Here is a 19089-nt window from a genome sequence, read left to right on the forward strand (position 1 = left end):
ATTTTTAGTATCAATTTTTGCTATACTAATTAAGAAGAGAGTCGATTGACGTGAGTTAGGTTCATCTCCGCGAGGAGGTGATACTATGACAAATCATGAAGTTACCTATGTAATTATCATAATTCTGTTATCAGTAGTCACTATCATTGCACTAGTTAAGTAGTACAACGATAAACGCCTAACGTATAGAGGAGTGCAGTCCTCTAACACGTTAGGCGCCATCATAATTTTGTTCAGTTTTAGATGAGCCTAACGCCCTAATCACGTTAATGGGCTCTCTTTATAGGTATATTATAAGCTAATCATGCTCAAAAAGATAGTGCAGCAATAAACTTAATTTGTACCTACACTGTTAATCATTTCTCTAGCCCGTTCAATAGAAATAGGCTCATTAAATAAGAACACATGGTTCTGACCCTCATGTTCCCATGATACTAGGTATACGGAGTCATCCACTATTCGATAAGTCACGATTATGCCATTTACAATCTCTGTTTTCTGAGGCACGTAATCCTTATAATCACCTGCAATATTACCAGATAAAGTAGATACGCGATATTTGATATACTTTGGCATATCATCTACACGGTCAAAGTATTTTCCTTTTAAAAGCTCATGATAGGCATACACAACTTGTAGTACGTCATGATCCACAATAGATACATGTACAGGGCGGAGTCCCTCTACTCCAATTGGTAACTGCGGTTTAAAGTTCAAATGTTGCTTAGCCTCATATACAGTGTCAAAAACCTCTATCGCTTGACCTTTGCGAGTGCTTCTATAATCCTCATCAGTCATGCTGCAACTTCCAAGTCTATCTGGACAAGGAAACTCATTTCGGTCACCATAAGGCTGGTCATAAATAGAATTACCATTGAGACGAAACCGAATCAAGTCATCTGCGTCGACACTATTGATAGAACCTATGAAAACTAATGCAGCCAGTGCACATACTACCTTTTTCATAATTTACTCCCATATAAACAAACTACATGTATTAAATAAATTATATCATTAAAATTTGAAGCAGCTAACACCACAAATCTATCTGATTTGATAGTATCTATCTAAAATCATTCTACTATTCAAAATTATTGTAAGTGCTATAATGAACTCATCAAAAGGAATAGGTGCTCATATGATACTAGTTACAGCACGGTTCCTAGCCTATAGTTAATAGTTTATAAAAGGAGATCATCATGACACATACACAATTAACACAACTCGTACAAGCTTTATTGGACGCACCAACAAGCAATGAAACAGTAAAGAAATTCGCTCAATCTTGGATTAATGCAGAAGGCAAACCTGAACAAGCTGAACTTACCAAACAACTTGTATCTGTAGCAGAACAAAACATTGCACTTATTGACGAAACAATCGGCTTTGCTGGTTCTGAACTAGCTACACAAATCCTTGGTGCAGAAGGTGCAGCTAATCTATTACAACACGCTAAAGACATTAAAGCACAAGGTGCAGAGTTCTGTGATTGCCCTGGCTGCGTGGCTGCTAAAAACATTATTGATTTGAAAGCAGAGATTGCATAATCATATAAACTACATATTTGCTATTAAGTGGTTACCTACACATTGTAGATAACCACTTTTTCATAAAAAAGCCCCTGTCTGACATTGATATGTACCACCTTTACTGGTTCTCCAGTAAGAATAGCATATCCAAACAGGGGCATTTCTTTATAAACTTGCTTCCACAAGTGCTTTTGTATATGGGTGTACCGCTTCTTTAAGTCGTTTTGATTCGATAGTTTCTACGATTTGCCCATCTTTCATAACGATGATTCGGTCTGTTACGGCTTGTAAAAGTCCAATATCATGGCTGACGAATACGTAGCCAAAGGGTTGTTCCCTGTGAAGTTTTTGTAATAAATCTAGTACCAGCTTTTGATTCACCGCATCAAGGGCTGATGTAGGCTCATCAAAAAGTACTAATTTAGGCTGCATCAACATGATTCTCGCCAGTACAACACGTTGTAGCTGACCTCCACTCACTTCGTGAGGGTATTTTTGAACAATCGATTCCGGTAAATCTACGTGTTGAATCCATTTTCTGATATCGTCCTTTGCTATAGCCATATCCATAAGATCATAGTTGATATATGGCTCTAGCAGAAATGCTTCTAAGTTCATCCGTGGCGGAATGATGGCCAAAGGATTTTGAAACATCATCTGCATGGATTGATAGATATCTCTATGGTTTTGGATGGATGTAACATCCTCTCTAAATAGTTTTAAGGTGCCAGAAGTAGGTTTTTCTAGCATCGCAATTAATTTGAGAAGTGTACTTTTACCAGATCCACTACCTCCAGCAATGCCTACACGCTCATTTGGAGCCACAGAGAAGGATACGTCATGTACGGCACGAATCGTATGATGGTGGTTCGTATATTGTTTACTTATATGCTCGACTTGAATCATATTACACCACTTTCATTACGGAGTCTAACAGTACACGGGTATACTCATCTTTTGGATGCTTTATAACCGCTTCGGTAGGTCCTACCTCAACAAGCTGACCTTTATTCATGACGCCAATGCTATTTGCAATGCGTGCAGCAGCCTTGATGTTATGGGTTACGATAATGACCGTTGCACCAAGGGCTTGTGTAACCTCTTTCATAAGGTCTAACACAGAGGCTTGCACGAGTATATCTAAGGCGCTAGTCGGTTCATCGGCAAAGACGATGGTAGGTCTCAAAATAAGGCTCAATGCTATGGCTAACCGTTGTTGCATCCCCCCACTCAGCTGGAATGGGTAAGATGCTAATAAACGGTCGCCCCCATCAAGATGGACTAGGTTCAGCATATCGATGACGCGGTTAGCATCATAGCTTTCACCATGGGCACGAAACAAATCCTTAAAGTGATTGTCTACGGTCCGATTTGGATTGAGATAAGCACTAGGGTTTTGAAAGATCATAGAAATCTTTGTGCCCCGTAATTGTCGCCAATCGCCATCGCTCAAGGTAGAAATATCGATACCATTTAACAAAATTTGACCTGTTATAGTAGCTTGTTTCAACATGCCAAAGGCGGCACGGACTAGCGTAGATTTACCAGATCCGCTTTCACCAACGATGGCAAAGACCTCGCTACGAGGCACGGAGAAGGATACATGGCGTACCGCCTCTTCCGTACCATATGCAATTGTTACATCATCAAATACAATGCAATCCGATTTATTCAATAGTAGAATCCTTTGTTAATAAGTAGTAGTCGATTGGATGTACTGGTACATTTTTAACTTTAGATGTGGATACCACAGTTGCACTAGGATACAATAAATAAATATCTGCCACATCATCAACCAAGATTTGTTGTGCTTGTTTTGCAATGTTAGAGCGTTCGTTTTGATCAAATGTTACGGATAATTGGTCGATTAACGCATCGACTTGAGGATTAGTATAACCACCAACATTTGCTTTTGCGCCAGATTTGTAGAACAAGCTGAGGAACCAGTAAGGGTCATTTGTAGACATAGTAATAACGTTGCGTTCTACCAAGTCAAAACCATCTGTACCAAGTGTATCCACTTCATCAGGGCTTTGTAATTTCTTAAGCGTTACATTGATACCCGCTTGTTTCAATTCTTGTTGAATTTCTTCGTACATGCTTGTGTCCTTACCCCAAACAGCTAGTGTTAGAGATAATTCCTTACCATCTTTGGCATACACGCCATTTGCATTTTTAGCATAACCAGCTTGTGTTAAGATTTGGTCTGCTTTTGCTACATCTGTTGTCGCTTTATTAGCAATTGTATCGTAGCCTAAGTTAGCAGATGGTGGGAATGGTGCTGCACCTGGTGTAGAACCGTTACCGATAATTTTTGCCATAGAATCGTAGTTAATGATATGAGCTACTGCATTACGTACAGCTTTGTCATGTAATGGAGATGCTGCAGTTTGGTTTATTTTTAACATAAAAACACGTACGCCAGCGATGTCTTGAATATTGAAACCATCCTTGAACAAGCTGCGGTTAGCAGAATCTATTTTTTGGATAACGTCAACGTCTTTAGATTGCAATGCCATCGCGCGTTTATTGTTATCTTCGATATCTTTGACTGTTACAGAATCAAGACCTGGTTTGCCGCCCCAGTAATCTGCAAAGGCTTCTAGTTCAATGGATTCACCCTTTGTGAAAGATTTAATTTTGTAAGGGCCTGTAAGAACTGGTTTAGTAGCCACGTCCTTAAGATCTGCTGTGTCCATGATGACAAATGCAGGTTCAGTTAAGCTAGATAACAAGGAACCATTAGGTTCTGTCGTTTTAATAATCAAGTTTTGACCATCTACAGTGATAGACTCAATCTTAACAGCTTTTGCAGAACGAGCACTTTGTTTCATTGTGTACTCGATGGACTCTTTTACCTTTTGTGGCGTCATAGGTGTGCCGTTTTGGAATTTTACATTTTCACGAATGTGGAATTTCCAAGTTGTAGGGTCCACGTTTTCCCAAGAATCTGCTAATTGTGGGGCAAATTTCATGTCTGGAGTTACAGTTGCCAATGTTTCACCAGCACCGATACGCGTCAATGTCCATGCATCCCATTCGTGGGTTGGATCTAATGTTTCACCAAACCAATACAGACCAACATTCATGTGTTTTCCTTGCTTAGCCGTATCACTGCCACAACCCGTCAAGAGGGCTACCATAGACAGCATAGCTAAACATACTAATAACCAACGTTTCATAATTTCTCCTTCAAAAATACATCGCCTGTTAAGGCTTTCACCATATAAATCTATACACAGCACGGTTAACGAGACACATCGAGAGCATCTCGCAACGCATCGCCAATATAGTTAAATAAAACAACGGTAATAAAAATAGCGAACCCTGGATAAATAAGTAGCCACGGTGCCGTTTGTAGGAAATCTCGGGAACTTAGTAAAATTGTGCCCCACTCTGGATCTGGCGGTTGTACGCCGATGCCGATAAGCGAGAAACTTGCTACTAAGATAATAACGTCTCCGAGATGTTGAATGATTACAATCAATAGGGGTGGCAGCACATTTGGCAAAATGTATCGCCACAGGATGCGCAGATTTGATGCGCCCGACATGCGAGCGAAGGTAATGTACTCCGCGTGGCATTCAATCTGTACAAGACCACGTGTAATGCGCGCATATTCTGCCCATTTTGTAATACACAAGGAAATAATGACATTCGGAATGCTAGGTCCCATGATACCGATGAACGCGATGGCAATCACCATATTCGGAAACCCTAACACCAAATCAATCAAGCGAGATAGCCAGCGGTCAATACAAGGCGTAGAAAATCCTGCCAAGCCACCGATGACAATACCGATGGCACCGCTAATACCAATGATGATGAAAGCAATTCCTAATGATACTTTACCGCCATATAAGATGCGAGACCACACATCACGGCCAAGCTGATCAGTGCCTAATAAGTGCGTGCTACTAATATCTTGCAACCGGTCTGCCACATTCGTAGCCTCTGGATTAAATGGAGCTATGTATGGAGCACAGAGGAATAGTAAAATCCATAAAGCTGCTAAGACTAACATAATGTATAAGGTGTACGGCTTTTGTCTATTCATAAGAGCCTCCTTGTATAGCGGCCCTTCGTTTAGGGTTTAGCCAATAACTCAATGCATCAATGATGATATTGATAATAATGAACACCAATGTAATCCAAATGATATAGCCTTGCATCAATACAAAGTCTCGCGCCATAATGCCTTGTACCATCATGTACCCAATACCCTTGATGGCGAATACTGTTTCAATAACAGCAGAGCCACCAAGCATAGCGCCCATCGTTACGCCCATCATAGGCAATAACATCAGTGCTACATGAGGGAATATATATCGAGTAAATACCATCCACTCTGGTAAACCTAATGCACGCGCCCCTTGTACGAAGGGACGCCTGGATATCTCTAAAATAGCATTACGCAAGCGACGGATATATAGTCCACATAGCCATAGAGCTAATGTAACAGCTGGCAATATATAAGCAGAAAAACCATTTGTGTTCGTTACTGATACAATCTGTAATTTAACACCAAATAAGTAGAGCAACAATAGGCCCACCCAGAAGCTAGGAATCGCTAAGGCTAGAAACGTCAATAATCGTACACCATGATCCACCCATGAATCCTGATACTTGGCGGACAGCATCCCTAGTGGAATAGTCACTACAATTCCCATGACAAGTGCTAGTGATACGAGGCCCAATGTATTAGGCAAGGCCCCCGATAACAATGTGATTACCGGCATTGAATACAGGATCGATTCCCCAAAATCCCCCCGTACTATTTGTCCAAGCCAACGCACATACTGTTGCCACCACGGATCATTGAGGCCTAATTGTTCTCTTAATTGAGCCACCAACACCGGATCAGGCGTGGCACCCACGAGATTAAATTTCATTGCCACCGGGTCGATAGGCGATAATTTAATCAATACAAATGTACCAATCGTGACGACCAATAAAATACCAACTATACTCACCAAACGTTGTAATAGTAATCGATACAATCCATCACCCACCTCCTTTATCACTAGGAAACTATACACTTTTATTGTAGCAATAATATGCACATCCATGTATACCCATACAGGTATATTACAACCATTCTCATTATGAAAGTTTCACATAACGAAAAAACAGCCCCTCATAAAAGGAGCTGTTTATATGTATACATTTTAAGTTATATTATTGCATATGCATTTTTGGTGCCACGGTGTTAGCAATGATTGCCTTCGCCATATCGCGATTGACAGGACGTTCAAAGTACAAGGAATGGTTTTGACCATCTTTTACCCATGTTGCAAGGTATACCATATAATTACCGCCTTTGAAAGTAACCTTTGTACCGTTTACTTTTTCAGTAGCCGTAACTTTATAATTGTTGTAATCGCCGCTGATATCACCTTTTGTAGTACCTACGCGATATACAATACGTTTGCCTGCTGCTTGATTGCGAGTAGAATCTTCACCAGCTTGGTATACATATACTACTTGTAATACATCTTTTTTGATAGTACTTACAGACTTAACATTATAGCCTATAGGCAATACCTTAGGCAATTGAGGTGTAATATTCATGTATTTAGCAGCTTCATCAATAGTGCTAAACTCATGAATAGGACTTGGCATACCAACCATTGGCGCTGCCTGTTCTGCAACTACAGGTTTAGCTGGATCTGGTTTTACATCAAAAGTACCTTGCGCACCAGCAACAGTGTAAGAACCTACACAAGCACACGCAACTGCCATTAATACAAATTTTTTAACCATGAGTATAATCTCCCTTCGCGTAACATAAAAATTATTAAAAACACATTTATTTTGTATGTGATTTTTCCTCAACAATATTACGGATAATAGCCTTCGCCATATCTCGTGTAACGGGGCGATAAAAATCTAAAGAATGATTTTGTCCATCTTTCATCCACGATGCAAGATAAACCATTTTGTCACTGCCTTTGAAAGTAACCTTCGTACCATCTACACTTTCAGTTTCTATAACCTTATGAATTTTATGGTCACCACTGATATCACCAGTTAACTTAGATGAACGATATATAATATATGCGCCTCCATCTTGATTATAACATGGATCCGCACCAGATTTGTAGACATACATAACTTGTAATATATCTTTCTCTAAAGTGATGACAGATTGAATATTAAAGCCTACAGGTAACAACTTTGGCATCTGTGGTGTAATATTCATATACTCCGCCGCTTCTTTAACTGTGGTGAAAACATGTATAGGACTCGGCATAATAAAATTTGGTTCCGTAGGTTCAACTGAAATTCCACCAGTCATAGGCACAGAACGATCCCCATCAGATGGCTCGTGAGCACTAGTAATATTATAGAAACCAATAGCTGCACATGCTAAAGAAGCCACTAGTAATGGCTTTATCTTTGTTGTCATAACAACAATCTCCAAAAACAAATTTTATAAAATTATATTTATCAAAATATACTTAACAAATATATCCTAAATGATGTAGGATTTAAAGTAATAAATGCTACCTATATCATTTTAACAAGTTTAGTATAATAGTCTGTTATTTCTTATGAACCATAAAGCCTGCCGCTTGTTGGTTCGCCATGATAGTTACATCTGTAATTTGCATGCGTTTTGGTTGGTTTGTTACGTAAAGCACAACGTCAGCTACATCTTGAGGCTGTACCGCGTCAATACCAGCATATACAGATGCAGCACGCTCTGCATCCCCATGGAATCGTACTTCACTAAATGGAGTTTCTACGATGCCTGGTTGAATCGTTGTAACCTTAATATCTGTAGCAATAGTATCCATACGAATACCATCAGCTAGCATCTTAACAGCCGCCTTTGTTGCACAGTAAACGGCACCACCTGGATATGCATAAATCCCTGCTGTAGAGCCCATATTCACAATATGACCTTCATTTTTATCAATCATGAAAGGAAGTACTGCCTTTGTTACATAAAGAAGTCCTAATACATTCGTATTAATCATTGTGACTGCATCTTCTACGGTACTATCTTGGAATGGATCGAGCCCTTGTGCAAGACCTGCATTATTTACAAGCACATCAACACCACCGAACGCTTCAATAGCAGGTTTAACCTTGGACTCTACATCTTCGCGTTTGCTCACATCGAGAACAAGCGTATCAACACGAATACCATATTGCTGCTCAAAATCCTCCTTAATCGCAGCCAAACGGTCTGCACGACGACCAGCAAGTAATAAATTATCGCCATCCTTGGCGAATGCACGGGCACACTCGAGGCCGATACCAGAAGTAGCACCTGTAACGAAAATTTTGCGGTTCATAAGTATTCCTCCTTTAAAAGACGGTTCTGAAGGGCTCCCAAAACCTCCACCGGCCGGGTCTGACTACGCCCTACGGGCTTCGCAGGGCCAAAGTCGGTTTTGGAAACCCTTCAGAACCTGTTTAAAAAACGTTATCCTTATTTCCCGCAAAGATTTTCGTTACGAGAAAAGGGAAAGAAAGTAATTCAGGGCCTCAATTATAATTTATGTTTTGTGGATCCTTCTTTTGGATTTGTATCGATTGTTTTACCAAGTTCGGATTTACTTACATCTTGGATTTCATAGCCCCAGCGTTTTAGCATGGTTTGTTGTTCTTGTTTTAGAAAATCGAAGAATTGAATGCGATGTTGCTCAGGGCTTTCATAATATCCAATTAAAGCAGTCCGATATTCTACTTCGCGAGATTTTGTTATCGTAATTGGGCATAATCCATTCTGAATAAGGTTTCCATTCATCATGAGCAGAGCAGTTCGTTTATTACCATCGCCAAAGAACTGGTTACGAGCCATCTCGGCATATAATAGAAGCGATTGTTCCAACGGATTATCCTCTAGCTCTTGGCACCTAGCTATTAATTCGTCCCAACAGGAATTTAAATCCAAAGGATTTGGCGGTGTGTAACTTGTACCACCTATAGCTACTGGTGCATTGCGAAAACTACCAAATCCTAGGCGGTTCTCACTTTCAGAAACCAACTTATTATATTCGATAGCCACTAACTTATTAATCTGAAATCGTTTTAAGCGCAAATCCTCTATCAAGGCTTGCCAGCCACGATTAATATTATCTATCTGTCGAGTTTCACTCACACTGAGCCCCGCCACAGAAGTACCACACACAATCGTCTCAACCTGCGGATACGTTGCCGTGTTTCCCTCCATCTGTGCCATATCAAACACAAACTGAGCCCGCAACTTCTCAGCGATAAACAATGCCAAATCAAAACCTACATAACCATTACTATCAGCGGTCACAACATCACCTCCCTACATCCATTCAAATATCATATTTATAACATCATTTTACCATATTTCTACTTGTATTATTCCAACAAATATGTTGGCGCTAAAATAGACTAATCTAGAACGCAAAGAACCGATAGGGTTCTGAAAACGACTTTGGCCCTTTCCCTACTAACGAATATGTAGGCGTTAATTTAAAGGGAAACATAAAAAGATTGGGCCTACGGCTGTATTGACTGTAGAAGAAAGAAAGGCCCCCTTCTGAAAAACGACTTTGGCCCTGCGGAGGCCGCAGGCCGGAGTCAGACCCGGCCGGTGGAGTTTTTCGGAAGGGGGCCTTTCTACTACAGCAATTAAGCTAAGGGCCCAATCTTTTTATGTTCTATTTTAAATGCGCCAACATATCGTTGAGAACCTCTATACAATCCCCAACAATCCCATAGTTCGCGTGTTGGAATATTTCCGCCTTCGGATCGTTGTTAATGGCCACGATTGTATCGGCCCCGGAGATGCCGCTCACGTGTTGGATAGCGCCAGAGATACCAAATGCCAAGTAGAGTTTAGGGCTTACGGTTTTACCAGTTTGGCCCACTTGGTATGGCAGTTCAATCCATCCCTTTTCAACGAGTGGACGTGTAGCACCTACGACGCCACCGATGGCATCGGCAAGTTCGTAGAGTTTATCAAAGTTTTCCTTTGAGCCCATGCCACGACCGCCAGCTACGATAATATCCGCTTCTTGGATGTTATAGCCAGATTTGCTAAACGGAATGAAATCTAACCGTTTTGTACGAATGTCTTCCGGCTCGAGGTCAAATTGTTCAAGTTGAATACGGCCCCAGCTATCCGCGATGCGGTCTGGTTTCTTAAATACATTAGGTCGTACAGAGCCCATTTGTGGACGGTGGTTTGGAGAGATGATTTCCGCCAAGATATTGCCACCTAAAGCAGGACGGGTCCATTCTACGAGACCCTCCTCTGTGTCTACCGTTAGGATAGTGCAATCTGCTACAACGCCGTTTTGCATGCGGCCAGACATGCGCGGTGCCAAGTCACGGCCATTGTTGGTAGCACCAATTAAAAGGATATTCGGCTTATGGTCTTCAAAGAAGTCCGTCAATACCTTGGTATAGCCATCCGTAGTGTAATATTTCAAGAGCGGACTTTCAAAAACGTGAACAATATCGGCGCCATGAGCCACGAGTTCCTCCGCCTCAGCTTGTACGTTTTCGCCGAGAAGCATCACTTGCACGAGTTGGCCCAATTCCTTGGCGATGCGGCGGGCTTGACCGATAAGTTCATACGTAACTGGATGCACTACGTCATCAATGGTATCAGCTACGACGAAAACGTCTCTGTATTCATCAAAATTTGTCATTATCGGTCACCTCCTTTTGAAACAGCATCAGCCTTAGCAGCCTCTGCAGCGAATGTATTTGGATCTACTGCCTTAGGTTCGCTAGGCACTACGCTTTCAACGGATGCGGCCCGCTGTACAGGGTCGTTTACGTCGATGCCCTCATCGTCTTGCGCCTCTACAACCGGTGCATCATTTGGCACTAAGAGGTGTGCGAACTTTTCAGGCTTGATGTGGTATGCCAATTCGAGTATCTTTTTGGCCCCTTCGTCGATAGATGAAAGCATTTCTACCTTGCCACGAAGCGGTGGTTGGTACACCTTGCGCACCCGTGTTGGGGAACCGGTAAGGCCAATGCGGCTTTCATCAATATGAGGCATATCCCGCAAGGTAATATGATTAATCGTATATCGTTTTGCGTAAATAGAGCTCCAAAGGCCAGGTTGACGAGGCTCATTGAGTTCAGCCGTCGTCGTCACAAGCAATGGCAACGGCGCCTCAATCACTTCGTAACCATTCTCATGTTCTCGCTTTACAATCGCCTTTTGAGCAGCTTGATCTACGGAAAATTCACAAGCATAGGTGGCTTGCGCCATGCCGAGTTCCTCTGCAATTTGAGGGCCTACTTGTGCTGTATCGCCATCAATGGCTTGTTTACCGCAGAAAATGATTTGGAATTGACGATTCATGGTTCGTTGAATATGACGGATAGCGGATGCAATCGTATAGCTGGTAGCCAATGTATCGGCACCACCAAAGGCACGGTCCGTTACGAGCACCGCATCATCAGCGCCTAGCGCCAAGCATTGACGCAACGCCTCTTCCGCTTGTGGAGGGCCCATGGTCACAACCGTAACGCGGCTGCCCTCAATTTGGTCTTTCACAGTCAAAGCCGCCTCAAGCGCGTGCATATCATAAGGGTTTACAATGCTTGGCAGGCCTGTGCGGATGAGATTATTTGTTTCCGGATCCAGTTTAATTTCCGACGTATCCGGTACTTGTTTTATACAGACTAATAATTCCATGCACTCACCCCTGTCTAAACTCTACGCCCTTGGCGTTTCGAGGATATTTCCAAGATTTAACAATCGTATGTCCGCACAACACACGGCATGTGCCACATTCGAGGCAACCGGCAAAATCAAAAGCAAGCGTGCCGTCCTCTTGCAATGTGTATAAACCTGCAGGACAACCATTCACGAGCTTCATCGCCTCTTCGCGGCTTACACTTTCACCATCAATAATGATGTGAGGACACGTTTCATCTACATAATATTTATTCGCGCCCAAACGCTCTTCTAATTTCATAGGGAACGCACCCCTTTCCATGCATCACGAATCAATCTGAATAGGCCTACGTCGCTCACGCGGCGCAACAATTTTTTCATCAACAGCACCGCACCGTCGCCATTTACGGTGAATACGTCATGCATAAGATTGTTTACAAATGCAGGATACTCATTAAAAATACGCGGATTAGTGGCCAAGAATTTTGGCATATTTTTATACAATTTCATATCGCGGCGCAACCAAGATGCCTTGATTTGTTTTTCATACAATTTAGTAACGCGGTCCATATTTTCGTCGCGCAGCGCCACATTGACCGCCTCAGCTGCGCACATACCGGACTCAATAGCAAGGTCCATACCGCGAATCGTGTACCCCAGATTCATACACATCCGCGCTGCATCGCCAACGACGATGTAACCCTTGCCACCCAATTTTGGCATCGCCTTATAGCCGCCTTCGGGCACAAGATGAGCACTGTGTTCCTTCAATTGACCGTTCTTCAAGAGCGGTGCAATTCTAGGATGACTGGTGAAAGCCTCCAACATTTCGTCAACAGATTTGTCTGCCAATCCGATGTCCTCAAGGCCGACCACCATGCCTACAGAAAGGCTATCCTTATTCGTATATATAAAGCCACCGCCTAGTAGACCATCTGTCATATCGCCCAACGTGAGCCAGGCCATGCCTTCATCACTAGATAGCATCAAGCGATTCTCAAGGTCCTCTTTTTTGAATTTATATACCTCTTTCACACCCACAGCCATCGTCTTAGGATCGATTGGTCCAGTTAAACCAGCCTCTTCTAAGAGCACCGTGTTGGCACCCTCTGCGATGATAACAAGCTTTGCATACACCTCATCATCATGACAACGCACACCTACAACGCGGCGTTTTTTGCCTTCTCCTTCCGTGATAAGCTCTGTTACCTGTACATTAGAAACGAGCAAAGCCCCTTTCTTCTCAGCCTCTTCAGCAAGCCATTTGTCGAATTTGGCACGCAACACAACGTAGGACTCTTCATTTTCTTTTACATCTTGGCAACTATATTCAATGGTCGTCATCTCATTACCAGCACCGATGGAAATGCGTTCCTTCGTCACCTTTCTTTCAAGAGGCGCACGGTCCCTAAAATCCGGCACCAATTTCTCTAAGGAATGCGTATAAATACGACCGCCCATCATATTCTTAGCACCTGGCGCCATCCCGCGCTCAATGACCAACACCTTCACACGCTGCTCCGCCAAACGCAACGCCGCTGCAGCACCCGCCGGCCCTGCCCCCACGACGATGACGTCAAATCTCTCATTTCGATCTATTGCCATATACTCAGCTCCTTTTTATGAAAGCCTAACTTACATAAGTCTATATATTATATATTCACGATACAGATTGAAAATACCTTTTTAACATACCATAGGTACATGAAAATTCTATAAGAAAATAATAAATGGGCTGGTCGAGACCAGCCCATTAAGTATACTATTTCCGAAGTTGCTTATAAAATCAATTTGAAAGCCTGCGTGAAACGCAGGCCTTTCCTCTCTCACACCTAAAGTTTTTGGAGAGGCAATGGGGACTGCCAAAAGCTGACTTTGGCCCTGCGAAGCCCGAAGGGCGAAGTCAGACCCGGCCGGTGGAGACTTTTGGAAACCCACACCTCCGTCCCATAAAAATTTATAAATTTTCCTAGCTTTCACATAAAAATTAGCGTATGATAAAAGTAAGTAACAACCTCTATACGGAGCAAGACGCGTATATAATACGACCGCATAATGCAAGACCACGGTCAAAGTAAGGCACTCAACATTTTGGTATTTACCTCAAGGAGGCCATATGGATCCGCAAAGAATTCTGAAAGCATTATCCAATCCACATCGGTTAGATATTATATTGTGGCTCAAGCACCCAGAGCAAGAATTCGGTGTTCAAGTGCACTCTAAAACTCTCATCGATTTTCCAAACAGCGTTAGCGTTAAGAGTATCCAAAAACGCTGTGGTGTATCCCAATCGTCTGTATCTACATTTATGACTATGTTAGAGCGTGCAGACCTTGTGGAATCGCGAAAAATTGACCAATACACCTATTATAGGCGCAATGAAAAAGTTATCCGCCAGTTTGGCGAATGGTACAATAGAGAAGTATCCATCCAAGCCGATAATATCGACAAATTATTGGAAACAGTAACCTTAGAAGACACATCCTATCCATCAATAGAGGATGGTTCTATGCTTGAAGAAGAACAGGCTGTTGGCATAGCTACTAAGGGACTAGACCATGAAAACGATAATACCTAAATATCATAAGGAATCAAAAAAGGAGCTATAATGCTAGAATTATTCTCAGCATTATAGCTCCTTTTTATTTATCGTTGCGCTTCGTATGCTCTAAATAGTTTAGATAGCAATACAGGCGCTAGTTTTAAAAGATCTGGATTTTCACAGAAGGATACGCGAAGTTGTGTCTTACCAGGATTGTGTTCACTATCGGCACCACTGTAGAATCCGTTAAGTGGAGCCATGAGCAATGTATAGTCATTGCCATCATCCAAGGTTACGCGACCATGTTCAGCACACCAAGCAGCAAATTCTACGCCGTCAAAGTCAGGTTTTGCTACATTGCGTACGTCGATAACGAAATAGATGGACGCTTCTGGATTAGAAATAATGAAATCAGGTTCTACCTCTTTGAATCCCTTGTGAAGTTCATAAATCATTTCGCGGTAGTAATCGCGTTGTTGTTCATACCAGTTATGAAGCTCAGCGTGGCTCTCATGTGCCAAGGCTCCAAAAATATATTGACCAAGTGTATTGGCACTGAGGTTCGCCGTATATTCAGCAACGGATTTTTCATAGCACAATGCATTGTCTGTAATGATAGCACCAATGCGAAGGCCACAAGCATTCCAAACCTTGGAAGCCGTTTCAAGACTGATACGACGGCCTTCGATACCCGGTACATCCTTATTCGTCAATGTCCAAATACTGGATGTTTCCTTGCCTTTTTCGTAGGCCAATTCACGATAGGCTTCGTCAGAAATAATCCACAAATTATGCTTTACGCACAAAGATGCATATTCAATCAAGGTTTCCTTGCTGAATAGCTGACCTGTTGGATTATCGTAAGGAATAATCAACAGTGCACCTGGTTTTGTTTCTATAATGCGTTTTTCCACGGTTTCAATGGATGGCAATTCAAATTTGCCATTTTCATTGAGGCGACGTTCTACGGTTACCGTTTTACGACCAATGCGATGACCTACCGCATCATAGTTTGTGTAGGAAGGGTTGAACATCAAGAGAGGACGTTCCTCTTCACCGGCACCGCCACAAACGCCAAGCATGATGATTTCCATCGCCATGGATGCGCCATCTGTGACAAGTACATTAAGGCCTGTTGTATCAAAACCTTGGCTACGTAAGATATGTAAGAATGCTTCGCGACATTCATCAGTACCCGTTGTTGGTACATATGGCACGATGCCTGTACTGAAAGGACTATTTGGTCCGCCTAGAGTAAATAGTCGGCGCTGCATGGCGGGATGCATAGGACGCATAACATTACCAATAGAACCATTAACCAAAATAGGTGGGTTCTTTCGCTCTAAAAATTTAATTTGTCCCATGCGGATCCCCGACGGCTTACGAGCCATCATGTACGGGGATAAAACCGGTAGTTCCATACAGAATCCAACTCCTCTAAATAAACGCCTTTCACAAAAATAAGGCTGTAATACGCATACATTGATATATATAGATACATTCTATTATAGTGCTTTTACAATAGAAAATCTATAGTTTTATCACAGTAGCTTACAGCCTTATCAGATTTTTTACTTATACGATGAATTAGATGGTAACTTCAACACCTAAACGGAAGTTGCGACCTTGACCTGGCCACCAGTCACCAGGGTGACCCCAATTAACGCTAGATTGTTCTGCATAGTATGTATCAAAGATATTATTGATACGGCCAAATACAGTTACGTTTTCACGTACCCGGTAGTTAGCGCTGATGTCAGCCAACCAGTATGTTTTACGTGGGAATACATTAGCAGATTGACCAGGACGATCGATGACACCGCGGATATCCAAGTGAGCATCCCATTTAGCATCATTGTAATCGAGACCTGCATTAACCGCATGTTTTGGCACATACCCATCGCGATTAGCTTTGCGAGTTGGTGTTGCATCGATATGTGTATACGTATAACCGAGGCGTGCAGCCAAATGTTTCGTCAATTGTTTGCGTACATCTGCATTGATGCCATAGGCTTTTTCAGTATCAAAATTATGATATTGGCCTGTGAACGTAGCAGGATTTGTCATAACCCAACCGATTCTGTCCTTTGTATGACGGCTAAAGAAGCTGAGGTTACTGTTCCAAGTTTTACCAAATTTGTGATGTACACCAAGATCAAATTCACGACCTGTTTCAGGTTTCAAATTACGGTTACCATTTGTGCCATCAAAGAGTTGGTATGGTGTAGGAGCCAAGAAATACTCTTTGTACGCTGCATATACATTAGTTTTAGCATTCACATCGTAACCAATGCTAATGGATGGCGATGTATGTGTACCGAATGCAGAATGGTGGTCAACACGAACACCTGGTGTTACCGTCCATTTAGGAGCAACTTTCCACTCATCTTGAACGAAATAAGACATGTTCGTTAGCTTGATACCGCCCATATTAACCACCTTATCTTGGCGCCAATCAAAGCCGCCAACTACGGTATGGTCTTTTACTTTATACGTTACTTGATCGCCGATACCACGAGTTTTTACATCAACTGGATAATGATCGTATACCGTTTTATAGTGATTGTTCATCAAGTATAATTGATGGCTCCAACGGTCGCTGATTTTATTATTCCAAATAGCGCGTAAGGAATCACTGGCTTCTGTACCATACCGAATGTGGTTAAGGGCCCCCAAATGGTCAGAGTACATTACATCGCCACGATAGGTATCATAGAACACCTTTACATCATTCTTATCATTGATCGTATTGCCTACCATAAAGGACCCATTATGGCTGTTGCCATGTTGTGGAATACGCACGCCATGACCATCCTTATACGAGCCGATAATGTCCTTTTGTAAACCTACACGCCAGTACCAATCGTTTTTGCTACCTTCATTGGTAATTGCGTATTGCTCAAGATCATTGCTACCGCCCATAATACGAAGCTTAGTTTGCACGCCTTGTTCAGGTTTTGCAGTGATTACGTTAACCACACCGCCGATAGCCCCGGAACCGTATAAGGTAGATCCTGCACCACGTTGTACTTCTACGCGGTCAATGCCAGACATGTCTTTCAAAATCGTCATCGGCGGATTCACGCCAGCCGCACCCATGTTAATGCCATCAACCAAATATAGCACTTGGTCGGAACCATTGATGCGGAACGCATTAGAATTCGTGTAACCTACGCCACCACCGTACGTATTGATATCTACGCCCGGTACGATACGCATCGCTTCATTCATGTTAGTGGCGTGACGTTCACGAATATCGTCGCCTGTGACTACGCCTACGCTAGCTGGTACTTGTGAAAGCTGTTGTTCGCTGCGCGTTGCAGTAACGACAATGGTATGCGAATCTGGCGCATTAGCAGCCAACACACTAGGTGCGCTAATCGTGCTACCAAATACAAGAGCTAATCCCACATATAGAGATAAACGTTGTTTCTTTGATACTTTCATAAAAACCTCCATACACATCAAACTATAACTACATACTATAAATATTTTGTGCCATAGATACCATTGCACGGGTCATAAATTGGGAATAACTCATAACCTGTGAAGAATCTACGAGGAACACACGACGATTGGAGATGGCCTTAACCCCTTGCAAAGCTGGATCAGAATAAAGCTGTTCCACCGATGCTGGCGTAGCGCCATCTGAAGTATAGGCCACGGAAGGAATAAAAATGATATCTGGGTTGGATTTTATTAAGTCTTCTCTCGTCCCATTATCAAAAGGGCCTAAACCTACTTGAGCGGCCGCATTGTTAACCTTTAAGTATTTACACATATCATTAAAGGTTGAACCCTTGCCGCCTGTTAAACCAAATTGGGAATAAAACGCCACTAATGGGCGCTCTCCACTATACTTATTTGCCAGTTCTTCTACAGTTTTCAAATCTGCATCCATACTGGCAATCATGGACTCATCAGAGGCATGTAGCAGCCCTGCAATCTCATGAATGGTAGCCTTTGCTTCCTCTACTGTAGTAGGCGTCTTATATACATACACTGGAATTTGCATATTGCGCATTTCTCCGATTGCATCGGGAGACATCCAATTTGGTACCAATACTAAATCGGGCTGTACTGAAAGCATGGACTCAGCGGATGCTTTCACATGTTTCTCTACCTTAGCCGACGCTTCAGGTACATTATTAGGTACCGTACCAACCGCAGCTACTCGACTTGGATCAACCAAGGACAACACAATATCTTCTGTACTCGCTGCAAGAGGAACGATGCGCTTTGGCTCATTAGGTACCGTAACAACCGTGCCTGTACCATCCGTAACCTGATGTGTAGCGCCCGTAGTCCCCGTTTGTGCAGGACCACAACCGACCACCAACAATACCATCATCAGTATGGCGCATATTATCGATATTCTTTGTTTCATA

General features: G+C 42.4%; 19 protein-coding genes. 2 read left to right on the forward strand and 17 right to left on the reverse strand.

The genetic code is table 11. The annotated features are described in order from the left end of the window. Positions 1-333 precede the first annotated feature (333 nt). Positions 334-966 carry a hypothetical protein gene (locus O3617_RS03240; protein WP_371448622.1) on the reverse strand — a complete coding sequence of 211 codons (633 nt, stop codon included), beginning with the start codon at positions 964-966 and terminating at the stop codon, positions 334-336. A gap of 233 nt (positions 967-1199) precedes the next feature. Between O3617_RS03240 and O3617_RS03245 the strand changes: the two genes are divergently transcribed. Then, positions 1200-1547: a hypothetical protein gene (locus O3617_RS03245; RefSeq protein ID WP_371448624.1), complete on the forward strand. Its 348-nt coding sequence runs from the start codon at positions 1200-1202 to the stop codon at positions 1545-1547. A gap of 147 nt (positions 1548-1694) precedes the next feature. Here O3617_RS03245 and O3617_RS03250 read toward each other — a convergent pair whose 3' ends face one another. From O3617_RS03250 to O3617_RS03310, 13 genes are all read right to left on the reverse strand, one after another. Continuing rightward, positions 1695-2435: an ABC transporter ATP-binding protein gene (locus O3617_RS03250; protein ID WP_371448625.1), complete on the reverse strand. Its 741-nt coding sequence runs from the start codon at positions 2433-2435 to the stop codon at positions 1695-1697. A 1-nt stretch (position 2436) separates the two neighbouring features. Further along, positions 2437-3204 carry an ABC transporter ATP-binding protein gene (locus O3617_RS03255; RefSeq protein WP_371448626.1) on the reverse strand — a complete coding sequence of 256 codons (768 nt, stop codon included), beginning with the start codon at positions 3202-3204 and terminating at the stop codon, positions 2437-2439. Continuing rightward, the gene (locus tag O3617_RS03260; RefSeq protein ID WP_371448628.1) at positions 3197-4711 is read right to left on the reverse strand and encodes an ABC transporter substrate-binding protein; all 1515 of its coding nucleotides are present in this window, start codon (positions 4709-4711) and stop codon (positions 3197-3199) included. The genes O3617_RS03255 and O3617_RS03260 overlap by 8 nt, the downstream gene beginning before the upstream one ends. A 65-nt stretch (positions 4712-4776) precedes the next feature. Beyond that, positions 4777-5586 carry an ABC transporter permease gene (locus O3617_RS03265; protein WP_371448630.1) on the reverse strand — a complete coding sequence of 270 codons (810 nt, stop codon included), beginning with the start codon at positions 5584-5586 and terminating at the stop codon, positions 4777-4779. Further along, complete coding sequence (locus O3617_RS03270) at positions 5579-6529, reverse strand: ABC transporter permease (protein ID WP_371448631.1); 951 nt, start codon at positions 6527-6529, stop codon at positions 5579-5581. Before O3617_RS03270 ends, O3617_RS03265 begins: the two co-directional genes overlap by 8 nt. Positions 6530-6707: 178 nt before the next feature. Beyond that, positions 6708-7292, reverse strand: coding sequence for a hypothetical protein (locus O3617_RS03275; RefSeq protein WP_371448633.1), 585 nt, complete (start codon positions 7290-7292; stop codon positions 6708-6710). A 46-nt stretch (positions 7293-7338) separates the two neighbouring features. After that, positions 7339-7938 carry a hypothetical protein gene (locus tag O3617_RS03280; protein WP_371448635.1) on the reverse strand — a complete coding sequence of 200 codons (600 nt, stop codon included), beginning with the start codon at positions 7936-7938 and terminating at the stop codon, positions 7339-7341. Positions 7939-8074: 136 nt separating this feature from the next. Continuing rightward, positions 8075-8833, reverse strand: coding sequence for an SDR family NAD(P)-dependent oxidoreductase (locus tag O3617_RS03285; protein ID WP_371448636.1), 759 nt, complete (start codon positions 8831-8833; stop codon positions 8075-8077). Positions 8834-9030: 197 nt separating this feature from the next. Further along, a complete protein-coding gene (locus O3617_RS03290) occupies positions 9031-9807 on the reverse strand; it encodes a Fic family protein (protein ID WP_371448638.1) in 777 nt (258 codons plus the stop codon). A gap of 370 nt (positions 9808-10177) precedes the next feature. Next, the gene (locus O3617_RS03295) at positions 10178-11173 is read right to left on the reverse strand and encodes an electron transfer flavoprotein subunit alpha/FixB family protein (RefSeq protein ID WP_371448640.1); all 996 of its coding nucleotides are present in this window, start codon (positions 11171-11173) and stop codon (positions 10178-10180) included. Next, positions 11173-12177 (reverse strand): electron transfer flavoprotein subunit beta/FixA family protein, encoded by a 1005-nt coding sequence (locus tag O3617_RS03300; RefSeq protein WP_371448641.1) that lies wholly within the window; start codon positions 12175-12177, stop codon positions 11173-11175. The genes O3617_RS03295 and O3617_RS03300 overlap by 1 nt, the downstream gene beginning before the upstream one ends. A 4-nt stretch (positions 12178-12181) precedes the next feature. Beyond that, complete coding sequence (locus O3617_RS03305) at positions 12182-12460, reverse strand: ferredoxin family protein (RefSeq protein WP_118354208.1); 279 nt, start codon at positions 12458-12460, stop codon at positions 12182-12184. Beyond that, positions 12457-13764, reverse strand: coding sequence for an FAD-dependent oxidoreductase (locus tag O3617_RS03310; RefSeq protein WP_371448643.1), 1308 nt, complete (start codon positions 13762-13764; stop codon positions 12457-12459). The genes O3617_RS03305 and O3617_RS03310 overlap by 4 nt, the downstream gene beginning before the upstream one ends. Before the next feature lie 511 nt (positions 13765-14275). Between O3617_RS03310 and O3617_RS03315 the strand changes: the two genes are divergently transcribed. Next, a complete protein-coding gene (locus tag O3617_RS03315; RefSeq protein WP_302942258.1) occupies positions 14276-14737 on the forward strand; it encodes a helix-turn-helix transcriptional regulator in 462 nt (153 codons plus the stop codon). Between the two features lie 68 nt (positions 14738-14805). Here O3617_RS03315 and O3617_RS03320 read toward each other — a convergent pair whose 3' ends face one another. The 3 genes from O3617_RS03320 to O3617_RS03330 all read right to left on the reverse strand — a co-directional run bounded on the left by O3617_RS03320 (position 14806) and on the right by O3617_RS03330 (position 19088). After that, on the reverse strand, positions 14806-16122 hold the full coding sequence (locus O3617_RS03320) for a pyridoxal phosphate-dependent aminotransferase (protein ID WP_302942259.1): 1317 nt from the start codon (positions 16120-16122) through the stop codon (positions 14806-14808). Positions 16123-16288: 166 nt separating this feature from the next. Continuing rightward, the gene (locus tag O3617_RS03325; RefSeq protein ID WP_371448645.1) at positions 16289-18148 is read right to left on the reverse strand and encodes a TonB-dependent receptor plug domain-containing protein; all 1860 of its coding nucleotides are present in this window, start codon (positions 18146-18148) and stop codon (positions 16289-16291) included. Positions 18149-18176: 28 nt separating this feature from the next. Then, positions 18177-19088, reverse strand: coding sequence for an ABC transporter substrate-binding protein (locus tag O3617_RS03330; protein ID WP_371448646.1), 912 nt, complete (start codon positions 19086-19088; stop codon positions 18177-18179). Position 19089 lies beyond the last annotated feature (1 nt).

The organism is Veillonella sp. 27098_8_77 (genome assembly GCF_041431535.1).
Lineage (GTDB): Bacteria > Bacillota > Negativicutes > Veillonellales > Veillonellaceae > Veillonella.

What these genes read in the sequence shown, in the direction of transcription:
- O3617_RS03240 (WP_371448622.1), bottom strand. Translation starts at nt 966, where the DNA reads ATGAAAAAGGTAGTATGTGCACTGGCTGCATTAGTTTTCATAGGTTCT.
- O3617_RS03245 (WP_371448624.1), top strand. Translation starts at nt 1,200, where the DNA reads ATGACACATACACAATTAACACAACTCGTACAAGCTTTATTGGACGCA.
- O3617_RS03250 (WP_371448625.1), bottom strand. Translation starts at nt 2,435, where the DNA reads ATGATTCAAGTCGAGCATATAAGTAAACAATATACGAACCACCATCAT.
- O3617_RS03260 (WP_371448628.1), bottom strand. Translation starts at nt 4,711, where the DNA reads ATGAAACGTTGGTTATTAGTATGTTTAGCTATGCTGTCTATGGTAGCC.
- O3617_RS03265 (WP_371448630.1), bottom strand. Translation starts at nt 5,586, where the DNA reads ATGAATAGACAAAAGCCGTACACCTTATACATTATGTTAGTCTTAGCA.
- O3617_RS03275 (WP_371448633.1), bottom strand. Translation starts at nt 7,292, where the DNA reads ATGGTTAAAAAATTTGTATTAATGGCAGTTGCGTGTGCTTGTGTAGGT.
- O3617_RS03280 (WP_371448635.1), bottom strand. Translation starts at nt 7,938, where the DNA reads ATGACAACAAAGATAAAGCCATTACTAGTGGCTTCTTTAGCATGTGCA.
- O3617_RS03285 (WP_371448636.1), bottom strand. Translation starts at nt 8,833, where the DNA reads ATGAACCGCAAAATTTTCGTTACAGGTGCTACTTCTGGTATCGGCCTC.
- O3617_RS03295 (WP_371448640.1), bottom strand. Translation starts at nt 11,173, where the DNA reads ATGACAAATTTTGATGAATACAGAGACGTTTTCGTCGTAGCTGATACC.
- O3617_RS03300 (WP_371448641.1), bottom strand. Translation starts at nt 12,177, where the DNA reads ATGGAATTATTAGTCTGTATAAAACAAGTACCGGATACGTCGGAAATT.
- O3617_RS03305 (WP_118354208.1), bottom strand. Translation starts at nt 12,460, where the DNA reads ATGAAATTAGAAGAGCGTTTGGGCGCGAATAAATATTATGTAGATGAA.
- O3617_RS03310 (WP_371448643.1), bottom strand. Translation starts at nt 13,764, where the DNA reads ATGGCAATAGATCGAAATGAGAGATTTGACGTCATCGTCGTGGGGGCA.
- O3617_RS03315 (WP_302942258.1), top strand. Translation starts at nt 14,276, where the DNA reads ATGGATCCGCAAAGAATTCTGAAAGCATTATCCAATCCACATCGGTTA.
- O3617_RS03320 (WP_302942259.1), bottom strand. Translation starts at nt 16,122, where the DNA reads ATGGAACTACCGGTTTTATCCCCGTACATGATGGCTCGTAAGCCGTCG.
- O3617_RS03325 (WP_371448645.1), bottom strand. Translation starts at nt 18,148, where the DNA reads ATGAAAGTATCAAAGAAACAACGTTTATCTCTATATGTGGGATTAGCT.
- O3617_RS03330 (WP_371448646.1), bottom strand. Translation starts at nt 19,088, where the DNA reads ATGAAACAAAGAATATCGATAATATGCGCCATACTGATGATGGTATTG.